The sequence below is a fragment of the Kitasatospora sp. NPDC036934 genome (assembly GCF_055608425.1).
On sequence record NZ_JBVJQR010000015.1, the window covers coordinates 22976 to 38032 of the forward strand.

The 15057-nt window shown below is 76.2% G+C and carries 11 protein-coding genes, 1 tRNA gene and 1 pseudogene; 9 read left to right on the forward strand and 4 right to left on the reverse strand.

Features of this window, described 5'->3' with window-relative positions:
* Positions 1 to 85: 85 nt before the first annotated feature.
* On the reverse strand, positions 86 to 910 hold the full coding sequence (locus ACZ7BZ_RS23385; protein ID WP_470359995.1) for a GNAT family N-acetyltransferase: 825 nt from the start codon (positions 908 to 910) through the stop codon (positions 86 to 88).
* A 1049-nt stretch (positions 911 to 1959) separates the two neighbouring features.
* On the opposite strand from ACZ7BZ_RS23385, the pseudogene ACZ7BZ_RS23390 reads away from it, so the two are divergent.
* The 5 genes and pseudogenes from ACZ7BZ_RS23390 to ACZ7BZ_RS23410 all read left to right on the forward strand — a co-directional run.
* A pseudogene (locus ACZ7BZ_RS23390) lies at positions 1960 to 2959 on the forward strand (helix-turn-helix domain-containing protein); the annotation flags it as partial.
* 859 nt (positions 2960 to 3818) lie between these two features.
* The gene (gene orn, locus ACZ7BZ_RS23395) at positions 3819 to 4421 is read left to right on the forward strand and encodes an oligoribonuclease (protein ID WP_380459793.1); all 603 of its coding nucleotides are present in this window, start codon (positions 3819 to 3821) and stop codon (positions 4419 to 4421) included.
* 134 nt (positions 4422 to 4555) lie between these two features.
* A tRNA-His gene (locus ACZ7BZ_RS23400) sits at positions 4556 to 4631 on the forward strand.
* Positions 4632 to 4778: 147 nt separating this feature from the next.
* The gene (locus ACZ7BZ_RS23405; protein WP_380459791.1) at positions 4779 to 5225 is read left to right on the forward strand and encodes a DUF4442 domain-containing protein; all 447 of its coding nucleotides are present in this window, start codon (positions 4779 to 4781) and stop codon (positions 5223 to 5225) included.
* A 109-nt stretch (positions 5226 to 5334) separates the two neighbouring features.
* Entirely contained in the window at positions 5335 to 6183 is an 849-nt protein-coding gene (locus ACZ7BZ_RS23410; protein WP_470359996.1) for a hypothetical protein, read from the forward strand.
* A 180-nt stretch (positions 6184 to 6363) separates the two neighbouring features.
* Here ACZ7BZ_RS23410 and ACZ7BZ_RS23415 read toward each other — a convergent pair whose 3' ends face one another.
* Together ACZ7BZ_RS23415 and ACZ7BZ_RS23420 are read right to left on the reverse strand one after the other, a co-directional pair.
* Positions 6364 to 7269, reverse strand: a complete 906-nt coding sequence (locus ACZ7BZ_RS23415; RefSeq protein WP_470359997.1) for a spermidine synthase — start codon at positions 7267 to 7269, stop codon at positions 6364 to 6366.
* A 267-nt stretch (positions 7270 to 7536) separates the two neighbouring features.
* A complete protein-coding gene (locus tag ACZ7BZ_RS23420) occupies positions 7537 to 8058 on the reverse strand; it encodes a hypothetical protein (RefSeq protein WP_470359998.1) in 522 nt (173 codons plus the stop codon).
* A 262-nt stretch (positions 8059 to 8320) separates the two neighbouring features.
* Between ACZ7BZ_RS23420 and ACZ7BZ_RS23425 the strand changes: the two genes are divergently transcribed.
* Positions 8321 to 9970 (forward strand): tetratricopeptide repeat protein, encoded by a 1650-nt coding sequence (locus ACZ7BZ_RS23425; RefSeq protein WP_470359999.1) that lies wholly within the window; start codon positions 8321 to 8323, stop codon positions 9968 to 9970.
* 19 nt (positions 9971 to 9989) lie between these two features.
* On the opposite strand, the gene ACZ7BZ_RS23430 is transcribed toward ACZ7BZ_RS23425, so the two are convergent.
* Positions 9990 to 10646 (reverse strand): histidine phosphatase family protein, encoded by a 657-nt coding sequence (locus ACZ7BZ_RS23430; protein WP_470360000.1) that lies wholly within the window; start codon positions 10644 to 10646, stop codon positions 9990 to 9992.
* A 186-nt stretch (positions 10647 to 10832) separates the two neighbouring features.
* Here ACZ7BZ_RS23430 and ACZ7BZ_RS23435 point away from each other — a divergent pair, with 186 nt between their 5' ends.
* From ACZ7BZ_RS23435 to ACZ7BZ_RS23445, 3 genes are read left to right on the forward strand one after another with little or no spacing between them, the layout of a single operon-like run.
* A complete protein-coding gene (locus tag ACZ7BZ_RS23435) occupies positions 10833 to 12095 on the forward strand; it encodes a hypothetical protein (RefSeq protein ID WP_470360001.1) in 1263 nt (420 codons plus the stop codon).
* The gene (locus tag ACZ7BZ_RS23440) at positions 12092 to 13702 is read left to right on the forward strand and encodes a hypothetical protein (RefSeq protein WP_470360002.1); all 1611 of its coding nucleotides are present in this window, start codon (positions 12092 to 12094) and stop codon (positions 13700 to 13702) included. The genes ACZ7BZ_RS23435 and ACZ7BZ_RS23440 overlap by 4 nt, the downstream gene beginning before the upstream one ends.
* Positions 13699 to 15051 carry an AAA domain-containing protein gene (locus ACZ7BZ_RS23445; RefSeq protein WP_470360003.1) on the forward strand — a complete coding sequence of 451 codons (1353 nt, stop codon included), beginning with the start codon at positions 13699 to 13701 and terminating at the stop codon, positions 15049 to 15051. Before ACZ7BZ_RS23440 ends, ACZ7BZ_RS23445 begins: the two co-directional genes overlap by 4 nt.
* Positions 15052 to 15057: the final 6 nt, after the last annotated feature.

Genomic DNA, 15057 nt, shown 5'->3' on the forward strand with positions numbered 1-15057 from the left:
GTCCACGGGCCGGGGGCCCGGAACCAGCCACCGAACCGGGCCCGCGGCCGGTCGCGCTCCCGCCCCGTGCACCCGCCCCCGCCGGTCAGCCGACCGACGAGGTGCGGTTCCACCAGCAGGTGGGGGTCTGCTCGGTGAACCCGAGGGCGCGGTAGAGCGGTTCGCCGGCCGAGGTGGCGACCAGGGTCGCCGGGCGCTGCGGATGGGCATGCGCCAGGGCGGTCCGCAGAACGACCCCGGCCACTCCCTGACCGCGCTGGTCAGGGAGGGTGGCGACCCAGTACACCCCGGTCGCGGCGCCGTCGTCGTAGGTGAGGCAGGCGCCCGCCGGCGCGCCGTCGACGCGGCCGATCCAGGCCCGGCAGCCCGGCTCGCGCAGCAGCGCTTCCGGGAGCGCCTCGCCGCGGGTCCAGGGCTGTCGGGCGGGCAGCGGGAAGCCGTCCACGACGGTCCGCTCGACCAGCGCGAAGGTGTCGCCGTCCAGCGCCTCATCGACCGTCAGGATGCCGCCGCCGCGAGCCCGCGCGACAACCGGCAGCCCGGCCGGTAGCCCGGCGGGCAGTTCGGCGGCCGCCCCCTCGACCGGGCCGGGCTCGCGCGCCATCACCGGCATGATCGGCATCCGGGCGGCTCCGAACCGGGTCAGGTCGAGCCCGCCGTACGGGTCCTCCAGGGTGAAGCGGATGGTCCCCCACGCGGCCAGCAGATCCGCCAACTGCTTTTCCACGTCCGCTGGTTCGGCGTAGGGGCGGGTGACCACGAAGCGCTGGGAGTCGTCCGGGGTGCGGGCGCAGCGAACGGCCGTGAGGCCCGGTCGGACGTGGGAGCGCCAGCCGTGCGCACGGGCTTGGGCGAGCCAGAAGGCGGCGGCGTTGTCGTTGGCCTGTTCGAGCCGGCGGTCGGTGTTCACGACAGGACCGTAGCCCCGCGGCGGCGGTGCCGGTCCGGCCGCCCCGGCACTGGCCGGATGAAGCCTGGGCGGCGCACGGCCGGCGCGCGTGCGCCCTCCCGTGCACCGCCGATTTTCGGTCAATTTCGTGCCGCGTCCTCCTCCTTGGGCAAATCCGCAGCCCAGACCCGCCTCCCGGGTGCCCGGAAGCCGGACGCCCCAGGAACCGCCCCGCGACAACCAGCCACCGTTGCACCGGCCCTCTTCCCAGAAGGGTCGACGGGTGCCACGCTTCGTGATCGAATGCATCACGCCAAATTGCCATGTCGACATAGCGTCGGATGGTGAACTTGTCACAACGGCAACGGTCCACCCGATAGATTTCGATCTTGGCCAGCAGTGCCGCACCACCCACACCACACCACCGAGGGGGCTTGAGCGCCTTGAGCAGGGTGAGCAGGAGCGACGCGGGTCCTGACAGCGGCCAGGCGCCGGCCGGCACCACGAGTCGGCCCGCGAGAAGCAGCAGCACCTCCGCGATCACCGCCGCCACCCGCGCCTCCGGCACTCCGGGCAACTCGGGCCCCGCCTCGCACTCCCCCTATCCCGCCGTGCCGTCCGCCACCGCCGGCCACGCCCCGCCCGAACACACCGGCCCGGCCCACGGCGGCCCCGCGTACGGGGGCCCCACCCAGGGCAACCCGGCTTACGGCAACCCGGCGCAGTACGGGGCCCAGCCGGTCCAGGCCGGACACCAGCACCCCGCCGGGCAGTCCGTCAGCCGAGGCCCCGTCAGCCCGGCCCAGATCTACGGCGGCCCGCCCCAGTCCTACGGCGGCGACTACCCCGGCCACCCGGGAAACCCCGGCTACCCAGGGAGCCCGGCCCACGCCGGCAACCCGGGCTACCCCGGCCACCCGGCCTACCCCGCCGGCGGCACGACCCCCGGGGTGAACGGCGTCGGCGCCGGCCCGCTCGGCGGCGGCCTCGCCCTGGGCACCGCCCCCGGCCACGGCCCGCTGGGCCACGGCGGGCCGGGCGGCAACGCCTCCCCGACCGCCCAGGCGACCATCGGCGCCCCGCGCAAGCTGTCCGGCCGGCGCCGCCGGGAGACCGTCGCGGTGCTGATCTTCGGCGGCGCACCGATCTTCGAGAGCTCCATCCCGCTCTCCGTCTTCGGCGTGGACCGCCAGGACGCCGGGGTCCCCCGTTACCGGCTGCTGGTCTGCGCCGGCGAGGAGGGCCCGCTGGCCACCACCGGCGGGCTGACCCTCTCGGCGCCGTACGGCCTGGAGGCCCTCGCCCGGGCCGGGACGATCGTCGTACCGGCCTGGCGCTCGATCTCGCAGCCGCCGCCGGTCGAGGCGATCGCCGCCCTGCGCAAGGCCCACCACGAGGGCGCGCGGATCATCGGACTCTGCACCGGCGCCTTCGTGCTCGCTGCGGCCGGCCTGCTCGACGGCCGCCCGGCGACCACCCACTGGATGTACGCGCCGACCCTGGCCAAGCGCTACCCGCGGGTGCACGTCGACCCGCGCGAGTTGTTCGTGGACGACGGCGACGTGCTGACCTCGGCCGGCACCGCCGCCGGGATCGACCTCTGCCTGCACGTGGTCCGCAGCGACCACGGCGCCGAGGCCGCCAACGCGCTGGCCCGCCGCCTGGTGGTGCCCAGCCGCCGCAGCGGCGGAGGACAGGCCCAGTACATCGATCAGTCTTTACCGGAGGAGATCGGCAACGACCCGCTGGCCGAGGTGGTCACCTGGGCGCTGGAGAACCTCAACCAGCAGTTCGACGTCGAGGTGCTGGCGGCGCGTGCCTACATGAGCCGGCGCACCTTCGACCGCCGCTTCCGCACGCTCACCGGCAGCGCGCCGCTGCAGTGGCTGATCACCCAGCGGGTGCTCCAGGCGCAGCGGCTGCTGGAGACGTCGGAGCTGTCGGTGGACGACGTGGCGCGCCGGTGCGGGTTCCGGTCGCCGGTCGCGCTGCGCGGGCACTTCCGCCGCCAGCTCGGGGTCTCCCCGGCCGCGTACCGGACCAGCTACCGGGCGCGGCGCCCCGGGCAGCAGTCGGCCGCCCCGGCGGGGGCGCACGGCGCCGACCTCCGGATGCCCGGTGCCCTGCCGCACGCGGCGGCCTCGGCGGGCGGCAGCCTGTTCGGCGGCGCGGTGCACGGCGGGCCGCAGGCCCACCCGTACCCGGCCGGTCCGGGGGCGCAGGCGCCGACCGGCCAGCCGGGCCAGCACGGGCAACCGGCCGGGCACGGACAGCCGGTGCCGCACGGGCAGGCCGGCCCGTACGGTCCGGGGCAGGTCGGGACGCCGGCCGCCCAGGGCTTCCACGGCCGCGCGGGTCAGCCGTACCCCCACCAGCAGGCCGCGCAGCAGCCGCACCCCGGGCAGCCGGGCGTGGCGCGCGGTCCGGGGCGGTCGCCACTGGTCCCGCCGCAGGCCGGTCCGGGTGCGGGACGTCCGCCGCGCACCGCCGAGCACGCGGCGGCCGAGGACGGGCACCCCCAACCGGGGGCGCGGGGCCAGGGCCAGGGGCACCGCAGCGCGGTCGAGCGGCCCGGGGACGAGCCGGGCGCGGCCGGGCGGGCGCACGGTGGTGCGCCGACCGGCCGGGTGCCGGCCGGTGCCGCCGGGCAGCCGTCGGCCGGGGCGGGCGACCTGCGGGGCCGGCAGGCACTGGCCCCCCAGGCCCGTACCCCGGGTGCCCGGGCCACCGCGGCGGACGGCGGCCGGACCGGACGCGAGGGCCGTCCCGGGCGGGAGGGCCACGCGGTCCGATCCGGCCGGGAGGGCGAACACCCGGACGGCCCCGGCGGCCACGGCGGGGCCGAGGAGCACCAGGCCGAGACCACCGCGGCACCCCGGTCGGCTCCAGCGGTCCCCGCGGCGCGTGATCGCGCCGTAGGGTGAGTTGCGTGAATGACCGTTTGGTATGGATCGACTGTGAAATGACCGGCCTCGACCTCGACCGGGACGCCCTGGTCGAGGTCGCGGTGCTGGTGACGGACTCCGAGCTGAACATCCTCGGCGAGGGTGTGGACGTCATCATCCGCCCGCCGGCGGACGCTCTGGCGAACATGCCGGAGGTGGTGCGGGAGATGCACACCTCCTCCGGCCTGCTGGAGGAGCTGGCGCAGGGCGTGACCCTGGCCGAGGCCGAGGAGCGGGTCCTCGCGTACGTGCGCGAGCACGTGCCGGAGGCCGGGAAGACGCCGCTGTGCGGCAACTCGGTGGCCACCGACCGCGGCTTCCTGGCCCGGGACATGCCGGCCCTGGAGAAGCACCTGCACTACCGGATCGTGGACGTGTCCTCGATCAAGGAGCTGGCCCGCCGCTGGTACCCGAAGGCGTACTACAACAGCCCGCCGAAGGGCGGGAACCACCGGGCGCTCGCGGACATCCGCGAGAGCATCGACGAACTGCGGTACTACCGCGAGGCGGTGTTCGTCCCGCAGCCCGGGCCGGACGCCGACACCGCGCGCGCCATCGCCGAGAAGTACCGGGCCGCGGCCGACTGACCGCACCCGTCGCAGAGTCGGAGGGGGTGCCCTCGTCCACCGCAAGGAAACCCTGGCGCGAGCACCCTCTCGGATCCTGTAGAGTTCTTCCTGTCGGAACGGGAACGCGAGAGCGGGAACGGACCGGACAGATGGTGGGTGTAGCTCAGTTGGTAGAGCACCTGGTTGTGGTCCAGGTGGCCGCGGGTTCGAGTCCCGTCACTCACCCCAGAGCCTGAGGGGCCGATCTCTTCAAGAGATCGGCCCCTCAGGCGTTTTCGCGTTCCCCGATCAGGCGCGGGCTCAGTTCCGCCCGGCTGCCCGGGATTTCCGCCCGGCCCCTGCCGCAACAAGCTACCGGCTAGTAACATCGTCGCCATGACCACTCCTTCGATCGGCCAGATGCTCGACGCCACCGTGCCGATGGCGCACACCCTCAAGCTCGAGTACCTGGAGACCACCCCCGAGCGCGCCGTGCTCCGGCTGCCGGACCAGCCCGCGTACCACAACCACGTCGGCGGCCCGCACGCCGGCGCGATGTTCACCCTCGCCGAGTCCGCCAGCGGCTGCATCGTGATCGCCGCCTTCGGGGACCAGATGTCCCGGGCCGTGCCGCTCGCCGTGAACGCCGAGATCGCCTACAAGAAGCTGGCCATGGGCGACGTCACCGCCACCGCCGTGCTCGGCCGCCCGGCCGCCGAGGTCGTCGCCGAGCTGGACGCCGGCGGCCGCCCCGAGTTCCCGGTCACCGTCGAGATCACCCGCGCCGACGGCGCCGTCACCGGTGTGATGACGGTCACCTGGACCCTGCGTCCCAACTCCTGACCCCCGCACGGTCGGTGGCCCCGGAAACCGCAGCCCGGGGCCACTCGCACGATGACTGTCCGTGACGGCGGCCGTGACCTCACCCCCCGCCCGCTCGTTCTCAACTCACATGCGAGCCAATCACGCGACCGAGCCCCAGGAACCCGCCCCCCGCGGCGTCGCCGGAGCACGGCGGGCGTTCGCCCGGTGGCTCCCCCGCCCCCGCACCGTCGCCGCGGGCGGGGCCCTGCTCGCCCAGCTCTGGGGCGTCGGCGCCACCGGTGCGTACGCGGCCACGGCCGCCGCCGAACCGTCCCCCGGACAGCCCCGGTCGGCCGTCCGCCAGCCCCTCCACGGCGGAGCGGCGCCGAACGGGCAGTCAGCCGCCCGGCCGCCCGGAACGGGGCGGTCCGCAGCCGCCGAACCCGGCCGCGCACCCGGGCCGGTCACGGAACCCGTCGACGGGGCCGCCGACGCCGTCGACACCCTCCAGGAGCGCATCCGCTCCGGCGGACTCCCCCTCCCCGGACAGGGCACCGCCGTCCCCGACGCCTTCGCCCTCGCCTCCGGCCTGCTCGGCACCGTCCCCGCCCAGGGCCGCCCCGGCGAAACCCGCGCCTCCCGCGAAGGCGAACCCTCCGCACTGCCCGCCGTCCCCCGGCCCCGCTCCGGCACCACCGACCCGACCGGCACCGCCCGGCCCGACACCGCCGGAACGCCCCCGGTCCAGGAGGCCGCGGCCCACGAGGGGCCGGGCGCGACCCGACCCACCGGTCCGGCCACCGACAGCGCCGCAGCCCCGGCCGCACCCGCCGACAGCGACACACCCGAGGCTCTCGCCCTCGCCGACACCGCGACCGTGACGGCCGAGACGGACGGCTCCGCCACCGCCACCGCGGTGCTCGCCCCCATCGCCGCCGGACTGCTGCTCACCGGCGCGGCCATGTGCAAGCACCGCGGACTGCCGCGCGGGCACTGAGCCGGCGTCGGGCTCGGGGCGCCAGGTCCACCTCCGGCAGCAGGAGTTCCCGCCCGGGCACGGAAGCGGACGGAGGTGACGCCGATGCGGACGGCGCCCAGCACCGGGCGGAAGGGCTCGGCGTTCGGGTCGGAGTCGACGGTGAAGCGGCGCAGACCGGCGGTCCGGGCCCGGCGGCCGTCAGCGGAAGACGCCCGGCGGGGGCGTCGGGGAGGGAGCGGCGGTGGCGTCGGTGGCGGGGGTGGCGCCGGCGGTGAAGTCGGTGAGGGTGCGGCCGTGTTCGACCCGGCCGTGGGAGGAGTCGGAGGCGACCCGGCGGCTCAGGTCGGCGATCGGCAGTGGGGTGTGGGCGGCGGCCAGGACGAGGTTGCCGAAGCGCTTGCCGCGCAGCACGGCCGGGTCGGCGGTCAAGCACAGTTCGGGGAAGACCGCGCCGAGCGTGGCGACCTGGGAGCGGGCGAAGGGCAGGGCGCCGCCGTCGGCGATGTTGGCGGTGTACCAGCCGTCGGGGGCGAGGGCTCGGGCGGCGAGGGTGGTGAACTCGACGGTGGTGCAGTGGGCCGGGGTGCGGGCACCGGAGAACACGTCGGTGATGACCAGGTCGACGCTCCCCTCGGGGGTGCGTTCCAGCACCTCGCGGGCGTCCGCGCCGCGCACCTTGATCTGCCAGCCGCGTTCCAACGGGAGTTCGGCGCGCACGAGTTCGGTGAGCGCGGTGTCGATCTCGGCGACCTGCTGGCGGGAGCGCGGCCGGGTGGCGGCCACGTAGCGGGCCAGGGTGAGGGCGCCGCCGCCCAGGTGCAGGACGGTCAGCGGGCGGCCGGCCGGGGCGACCAGGTCGATCAGGTGGCCGAGCCGGCGCTGGTACTCGAAGCCCAGGTGGGTGGGGTCGGCGAGGTCGACCAGGGACTGCGGGGCACCGTCGATCAGCAGCGACCAGGCGTGCGGGCGGTCCCGGTCGGGGCGCAGCTCGGCCAGGCCGGAGCCGACCGGCCGGGACAGCGGCCCCTGGGCGTGGCTACGGCCGTCCGCGCCGGTGGTGAGCGCCGGTTCGGGGCTCCGCGCGGCCCTGTTGCTTCGTCCCATGTCGGTCATTATCGCCGGAGGCGACACGGGCACAGTCGCCGGAGGCGACACGGGCACAGTCGCCGGACGCGGCACCGCAGAGTCGCCGGACGCGGCACCGCACAGTCACCGGACGCGGCACCGCACAGTCACCGCGGCCGGCACGGCACAGTCGCCGAAGGAGACAAGGGCAGCGTCGTCGCAGGAAGGGCACGCCCCTGGTCAGGGGCGTGCCGCGGGGATCCGGCCGGAGGCGTGCGGGCCCGGCGGGATCCGCGCGGCACGCCGCTAGAACGGGCCGAGACCGCTTGCGGTGAGCGTGCAGGCGGCCTCGCAGAGGGCGGAGCGGAGTACCCAGGCGTCGGTGGGGCGGGCGGCGCGGCCTGCGCCGGCGGGCGGGATGACCCAGCGCGGGTCGGTGGTGCCGGGCACCAGGGCGCCGGCCGTACAGGAGCTGCCGGGCAGGTGCCAGGTCTCCCAGGTGCCGGCCGGGACGAGGAAGGAGACGGTGCTGCCGTTGCGGCTCTGCAGGACGGCCCCGCAGGCGCGGCGCAGCCGCAGGATGTCGACGGCCTCCAGGCCGTGCCGCAGGGCCACCGTCACGGTGTCGCAGCCCGTGACGAGGGTGTCCTCGGCGGGGACGGGGTGGTCCCGGCGCAGTCCGCCGCAGGCACCGCGGCCGCCGTCGACCGGGCCGCGGCTTCGGCCGCGGAACCGTTCGTCGTCGGGATCGGGCAGCAGGGCGGGGGCGGCGGCGGCGAGCACGCCCCCGGCGACGGGTCGGTGCTGTGGCAGTCCGGTGGCCATCATGGGCCCTCCTGTTACCTCGTCGGGTCGGAAGCGCTGCCGCCGGGGGTGGGGCCGCGGGGGCGGGGACGGGCCGGGGGGCGGCCTGGGCTTCCACGTATCAGGACAACGCGGCAGGAGGGCCCGAGGCCACGGGGCGCCTTACAGCAAGGCATGGCATTTCATGGCGGATATTCGGCAACTACGCCCGTCTTGCACCGGATTGAGGGTAGATGTCCCACCAACCGAGTGTGGCCGGTCGGTGACTCCGAGTACTCTCGGCGCCATGGCAGCCACCCCACCGGCCGAGCCGAACCGACCGTCCCCCAACCCCGTGATGCGCGCACTGCGCGGCGACCGCTCACCCGGCGAGTTCGCCATGGCGGTCCGCCGGGCCGCCCGCGAGATCGGCGAGCACGTGTCCTGCGACGCCCGCTACGTCGGTCGGGTCGAGTCCGGTGAGATCCGCTGCCCCAACTACGCCTACGAGCGGGTCTTCCGGCACATGTGGCCGGATCGCACGCTCACCGACCTCGGCTTCGCCCCCCGCACCGCCGTCCGCCGCCGCTCGGTGGACGGCGGCGGTGCGGCCGCCGGGGCTCCCCCGCTCCACCCGCCGTTCCCGCCCCTGCCCGCCCCGCGCTCACCACTCTCCACCCGACTCCCGTACGCTGCCTCGCCGTACGCGGATCCAGCCGCTCCGGACGGGCCTCCGTGGCCGATGGCCGGCGCGGTGCCCAGGGGGCCCGATGGATCGCCCTATCCCGACGAGGAGAACGACGACGTGCGTCGCCGTACGTTCCTGGCCGGCGGCTCGACCGCGCTGGCCACCGTGATCGGCATCGACCGGCCGGCCGCCGCCGGGCCCGTCACCGGTGCCGGCTCCGGCCCGGCCGCGGGCCCCGGCCCGGTCACCGGCCACGGCGCCTTCCCCCGCCGCGGCGCCGTCCCCGGTGCGGAGTTCGCCGCGCCCTCGCTGCTCGGCGCCGAGCCGGTGGTGCCCGGCCGGCCGGGTCCGGTGCCGCCGCTGCGCAAGGTCGGCGCCGCCGAGGTGCAGGGCGTCGAACAGGCCGTCCGGGAGATCAGACTGGCCGACGACGCGCACGGCGCGGACGCCCTGTACGAGCTCGCCGGGCAGTCGCTGCGCACCGCCTACGTGCTGCTCAACGAGGGCGACTACAGCGCCGAGACGGAACGCCGGCTCCAGGCCGGGGCCGGTGAACTGGCCATCTCCGTCGGTTGGTTGGCGCACGACTCGAACCGGCTCGCGGACGCCCGCTCGTTCTACTCCGAGGCGCTCGCCACCGCCCGGATGTCCGGGGACGCCGCCCTGGAGGCGCACGTCTTCTGCAACAGCGCCTTCCTCGCCCGGGACGCCGGGCGCCCGCGCGAGGCGCTGCGCGCCGCGCAGGCCGGGCAGGCCGCCGCCCGGGAACTGAGTTCCACCCGATTGCTCGCTCTGCTGACCATGCGCGAGGCCGGCGCCTGGGCCGTACTGCGGGACCGGTCCTCCTGCGAACGCGCGATCGGCCGGGCCTACGCGCTGTTCGACCGGGGGCCGGCCGAGTCCGATCCGGAGTGGATGTCCTTCTTCGGCGAGGCGGAGATCGCCGGCCTGCAGTCGCAGTGCTGGTCCGCCCTGGAGGACTGGGACCGCGCCAGCGAGCAGGCCGCGCTGGCCATAGCGCTGCAGGAGCCGCACTTCGTCCGCAACCGGGTGCTGTACACCGCCGAACTGGCCCACGACCGGCTCGGCCGGGGGGACTTGGCGGGGGCGGCGCACCACGGCTCGGCCGCCGTCGCACTGTTCGGCGAGGTCCGTTCGACCCGGATCCGCAGCATGCTGGCGGACACCGCGGGGCGGCTGCGCGCGCACGCCTCGGTCGCCGAGGTCCGCCGCTTCCTGATCGGGTACGACCAGGCCGCGGCGGCCTGACCGGGCGCCAGCAGCCGTGTCAGCGGCCCTGGTTGAGCCCCTCCAGGTGGGACAGGTCGTTCCAGACCTCCACCGCCGGGGCGCCGTACTCCCAGGACAGCACGCACAGCGCCGCCGTGCCGAGCTTGAACCGCTGGGCGAACTCGGGCGGCAGACCCAGCCAGCGGGCGGCCAGGATGCGCAGCAGGTGGCCGTGCGCGAACAGGATGACGTCCCGGTCGGCGCAGTGCATGACGGTGGTGTCCGACTCCGGGACCCCGTGCTCCTCGTTCAGTTCGGCGAGGAGGGCGTCCACCCGGGCGGCCACGTCGGAGAGCTTCTCGCCGCCGGGCACTCCGTCGCGCCAGATCAGCCAGCCGGGGTGGTCGGTGGCCCGGATGTCGGCGCCGGTGCGACCCTCGTACTGGCCGTAGTCCCACTCCATCAGCTCGGGGCGCTCCACCGCGCGGTCGCCGAAGCCGGCCAGGGCGCAGGTCTCCTCGGCGCGGCCGAGCGGGCTGGTGTAGACGAGCGCGTCCGACAGCCCGTTCCAGGGGGCCCCGGCGAGCCGGGCACCGAGCGCCCGGGCCATCGCGCGCCCCTCCTCGGTCAGCGGGATGTCAGTGCGGCCGGTGTGGCGGCCGGTGGCCGACCACTCGGTCTCGCCGTGGCGGACCAGCACGATTCGGGCGGGCATGGAAGGCTCCTCGCAGCGGGGCGGTCAACGGTCGGTCTCACCCTTGAGCACCGGGCTCCATGATCCCCCACCCCGACGGCGGCCACGATCGCGGGCCCGGAACACCCGGCGCCACCGACCGGTCACGGCCGGAACCGCCCGGTCCGCACCACGTTGTCGGACCCGGATGCGACACTGGGCCGCACCATGAACGTCTCGACGAACGTCCCGCTCCGCGGGCCCGCTGAGCCGCTCGCCCAGCGGCTCGCCGAGCTGCGCGGACCGGCCCCGCAGCGCAGTCTGAACGCCCGCTCCCTCGCCGCGCTGGCCGCCAATCCGGGCTGCCACCGCCGCGCCGTACTGGACGCGGCCGGGGTGGACAAGTCCGCACTGGCCGCCCGGCTCGGCCGCCCCGCCCCCTTCGGGCAATCCCCGTTCGCGATCGCCCGCGGCGTGATCTTCGAGTCCCGGCTGAAGGCGGACGACCACGCCGCCCTGCTGGAGCCGCTCCGCGCCCACCTCGGCCTCCCGGTGGACGACCGCGCCCCGCTGCTGGTGCCGGACCTGTTGCCCCGCTCCGGCCCGGCCGTGCGCGCCGACCGGACGGTCGAGGCACTGGCCCGGGCCGCCGCCGACCCGGACTCCTGGACGCTGCTGGACCACCCGATGCTGCGGCTCTCCGTGGCCGGCAGCACCGCCTACCTGGAGCCGGACGCCCTGGTGGTGCACGGCGGCCGGTGCACGGTGGTGGAGATCAAGTCCTTCCCGGTGCTGGACGGCAGCGCCGACCCGGCCAAGGTCGGCGCCGCCGCCCGCCAGGCCGCGGTGTACGTGCTGGCGCTCCAGCACGCCGCCGCCGCGGCCGCCGGGGTCCCGCTGTCCGACGACCCGTACACCGAGCAGCGGCTCCCGGGCAGCCCGCGCACCAGCGTGCTGCTGGTCTGCCCCAAGGACTTCGGCAACCGACCGACCGCCGTCGCCGTCGACGTCCGCCGCGAACTGGCCACCACCCGCCGCCAGCTGAGCCGGATGACCGGCATCGAGCGGCTGCTGGCGACGCTGCCGCCGGGCACCGACTTCGACCTGGCCGCCGCCGACGACGGCGCCCCGGCCCGGACCGCCGAGCAGCTCACCGCCTCGGTCGAGGCGGTGCCCGCCGCCTACAGCCCGGACTGCCTCTCCACCTGCGAGCTGGGCTTCCACTGCCGCGCCCGGGCCCGCTGCGACGACCGGGTCGAGCAGCTCGGCCGGGGCGTGCGCGGCGAGCTGGGCAGCATCCGTACGGTCACCGAGGCGCTGGCCGCCGCCCAGCGCGCGCCCGGCCCGCACCCCGGGGGCGCGGACGGAGCGGGCGCGGGCGACGCCACCGCGCTCGGCGACGGTACGGACGGCGACGGCGCGCACGAGGCGGCCGAGCGCCTGGCCTACGCGGCCGCCCTGCGCGCGGAAGCCCTGGGCGTGAGGGCATGAGCCTGCTGACCACCCTCGCCCGGCTGGAGGCCGTCCGCAGCGGGCGGGCCGAGCCGCTGGCCACCGTCCGGCACCGGCACCTGTCGGAGCGGCCCATGGTGGTCGTCCCGCTGACCGCGGCCGGCGAGTCCGGCGCGCCGCTGGCCGTGCTGCTGGGCACCGACCGGGACGCACCCCGGCTGCACCTGGTGCCCCAGCCGCTCAACCGCACCCTGCGGTTCGACTACCTGGCCGCACTGGCCGCCGACCTGCTGCCCTACCTGGAGTCCTTCGGCACGGACGTCGAGCAGATCGAGGGCTCCGAGAAGGACCCGGAGACCGGCGAGAAGACCCAGGTGTTCCGCGAGTTGTGCGCGGACGCGCCGCAGCTGATCGTGCCCAACGGCGCGGGCGTGCACCACCTGGCGCTGATCGGCCGCTCGACCCGGTTCCGCCGCACCGCCGAGGACGCCGACCCGGGCCCCCACCCGGCGCCGCTGCGGGTGCCGCTGCTCGGCCGCTGGCTGACCCACCTCACCGACCGCGCCCAGGTGCCCGGCTCCAGCCTGCTGCTGCCGATGACCGGTCTGCTCGCCCGGCACTGGGCCACCGGCCAGAGCCACCTGGAGGACCAGCACCTGGCGGCCCGGCTGGCCTGGCACGGCCCGCCGCCGGGAATGACCGGCGCGCAGGCCGCCGAGCTGGCCGAGTCCGCCCGCGACGAGCACGGGCAGCTGCTGCACCCGCCGGCCGGCCCGGCCACCGACCCGGCCTTCGACGAGGCGGTGCTGGCCCCGGCGATCGCCCGCTACGACGCGGCCGTCAGCGCCCTGCGGCACGGCACCGAGCAGCGCGACGAGGCCGCCGCCGAGCGCGCCCGCGCGGCCGTCCGCTCGGCGGTGGAACAGCTGGAGCGGGTGCTGTCGGCCGTGCTGCTGCCCACCTGGCGGGACGTCTGGCGGGGCCTGGACCTGCTGCGCGCCCTGCCGCCGGCCGGCCACCTGGAGGAGCGCTGGACCGGCGACCGCTGGTCCTACACCGGCCACCGGGACCGGCTGGCGGCCGGCGAGCCGCCGCAGCCCCGGCAGGACGACGCCGTCACGGCGGCCCGCAAGCTCGCCCAGCGCGAGCGCGAGCAGGCCCGGCTGGACGTCCAGGAGGCACTGGACGACCCGCTGGCGATGGCCGAACACCGGTTGTCCGGCGAGGCGTTCAGCGGAGTGGTGACGGAGGTGGTGCCGGACTACGACACCACCGGACGCTCCCCCAAGCCGCGTCCGCTGGTCACCCTGCGCACCGCCGACCGCCCGCACGCCGACCTCGGCCGGGAGGCGCACCGGGTGCACGGCCCGGCCGCGCAGAAGGCGCGGATCGTGGCGGTGGACCCGGCCGAGGGCACCATCACGCTGCGGGTGCTGTCCGGCATGGGCCGCAAGAAGGAGCCCGAGCCGGGCAGCCTGCCCGAGCCCGGCGAGCCGGTCACCTTCACCCTGTTCGAGTTGACGGTCCGCCAGTCCGCGCCGCTGCCCGAGCCGGACGACACCCCGTGGACCCACGGCGGCCCGCCCGGCAGCGCGCCCCCGGCCGCCACCGCTGCCACCGCCACCGCCACCGAGGAATGGGAATGATGAGCGAGCAGCCCCCGGGCGCGGCGGCCGACGCCGCGGTGGCCCGCATCCTGGCGGCCACCGTCCACCCGCCGGCCGGTGCGCCGCGCGGCGTGGTGGTGGACTCCCCGCCCGGCGCCGGGAAGTCGACCCTGGTGGTGCGGGCCGCCCGGGAGCTGGTGGCGGCCGACGAGCGGCTGATGATCGTCGCCCAGACCAACGGCCAGGTGGACGACCTGGTCGGCCGACTGGCCGAGAAGGCACCGGAGTTGACGATCGGCCGGCTGCACGCGGCGGACTCCCGGCCGGGGCCGGAGGTGCTGAGGCACGCCAACGTCACACCCTCCGACAAGGTCGCCGACCTGGTCGAGCACGATGTGGTGATCTCCACCTCCGCCAAGTGGCAGTGGGTGCGGGCCGAGGCGCCGTGGCGGCACGCGATCGTCGACGAGGCGTACCAGATGCGCTCGGACGCCCTGCTCGCGGTGGCCCGGCTGTTCGAGCGGGCGCTGTTCGTCGGGGACCCGGGTCAGCTGGACCCGTTCACCGTGGTCGGCACCGAGCAGTGGGCGGGCCTGTCCTACGACCCGTCCAGCAGCGCCGTGGTGACGCTGCTGGCGCACAACCCGCAGATCGAGCCGCACCGGCTACCGGTCTCCTGGCGGCTGCCGGCCAGCGCGGCACCGCTGATCTCGCGCGCCTTCTACCCGTACACGCCGTTCCGCTCCGGCACCGGCCCGGACGACCGCGGACTGACCGCCACCGTGCGGCCGGACGGCTCGGCGCTGGACGCGGTGATCGACCGGGCGGCCGAGCACGGCTGGGCGCTGCTGGAGCTGCCCGCCCGGCACACCGTACGGACCGACCCCCAGGCAGTGGCGGCGATCGCGGCCACCGTCCGGCGGCTGCTGGAGCGCGGACTGACCGCCCGCTCCGAGCAGGGCGAGGCCCCGCTCACCGCGGACCGGATCGCCGTCGGCACCGCGCACCGGGACCAGGCGGCGGCGGTGCGGGCGGCACTGCTCAAGGTGGGCGTCCCGGTGGACGGCACGGTCGGTCCGGCCGTCACGGTGGACACCGCGAACCGGCTGCAGGGCCGGGAGTACGACGTCACCGTGGTGCTTCACCCGCTCTCCGGGCGCCCCGACGCGACCGCCTTCCACCTGGAGACCGGCCGGCTCTGCGTGCTCGCCTCCCGGCACCGGCACGCCTGCATCGTGGTGGGCCGGGCCGGGATCGCGGAGCTGCTGGACGAGCACCCCGCGACCGAGCCGGTGCAGCTGGGCGTTCCGGTGGCCTTCCCGGACGGCTGGGAGGCGAACCACCAGGTCCTCCAGCACCTGAGCGACCACCGGGTGCGCCTGCGGTAGCGGGTG

Coding starts and splice junctions, on each gene's coding strand:
- ACZ7BZ_RS23420 (WP_470359998.1), bottom strand. CDS start 8,058: ATGATGGCCACCGGACTGCCACAGCACCGACCCGTCGCCGGGGGCGTG.
- ACZ7BZ_RS23410 (WP_470359996.1), top strand. CDS start 5,335: ATGCGAGCCAATCACGCGACCGAGCCCCAGGAACCCGCCCCCCGCGGC.
- ACZ7BZ_RS23405 (WP_380459791.1), top strand. CDS start 4,779: ATGACCACTCCTTCGATCGGCCAGATGCTCGACGCCACCGTGCCGATG.
- ACZ7BZ_RS23440 (WP_470360002.1), top strand. CDS start 12,092: ATGAGCCTGCTGACCACCCTCGCCCGGCTGGAGGCCGTCCGCAGCGGG.
- ACZ7BZ_RS23415 (WP_470359997.1), bottom strand. CDS start 7,269: ATGGGACGAAGCAACAGGGCCGCGCGGAGCCCCGAACCGGCGCTCACC.
- ACZ7BZ_RS23435 (WP_470360001.1), top strand. CDS start 10,833: ATGAACGTCTCGACGAACGTCCCGCTCCGCGGGCCCGCTGAGCCGCTC.
- ACZ7BZ_RS23430 (WP_470360000.1), bottom strand. CDS start 10,646: ATGCCCGCCCGAATCGTGCTGGTCCGCCACGGCGAGACCGAGTGGTCG.
- ACZ7BZ_RS23425 (WP_470359999.1), top strand. CDS start 8,321: ATGGCAGCCACCCCACCGGCCGAGCCGAACCGACCGTCCCCCAACCCC.
- ACZ7BZ_RS23445 (WP_470360003.1), top strand. CDS start 13,699: ATGATGAGCGAGCAGCCCCCGGGCGCGGCGGCCGACGCCGCGGTGGCC.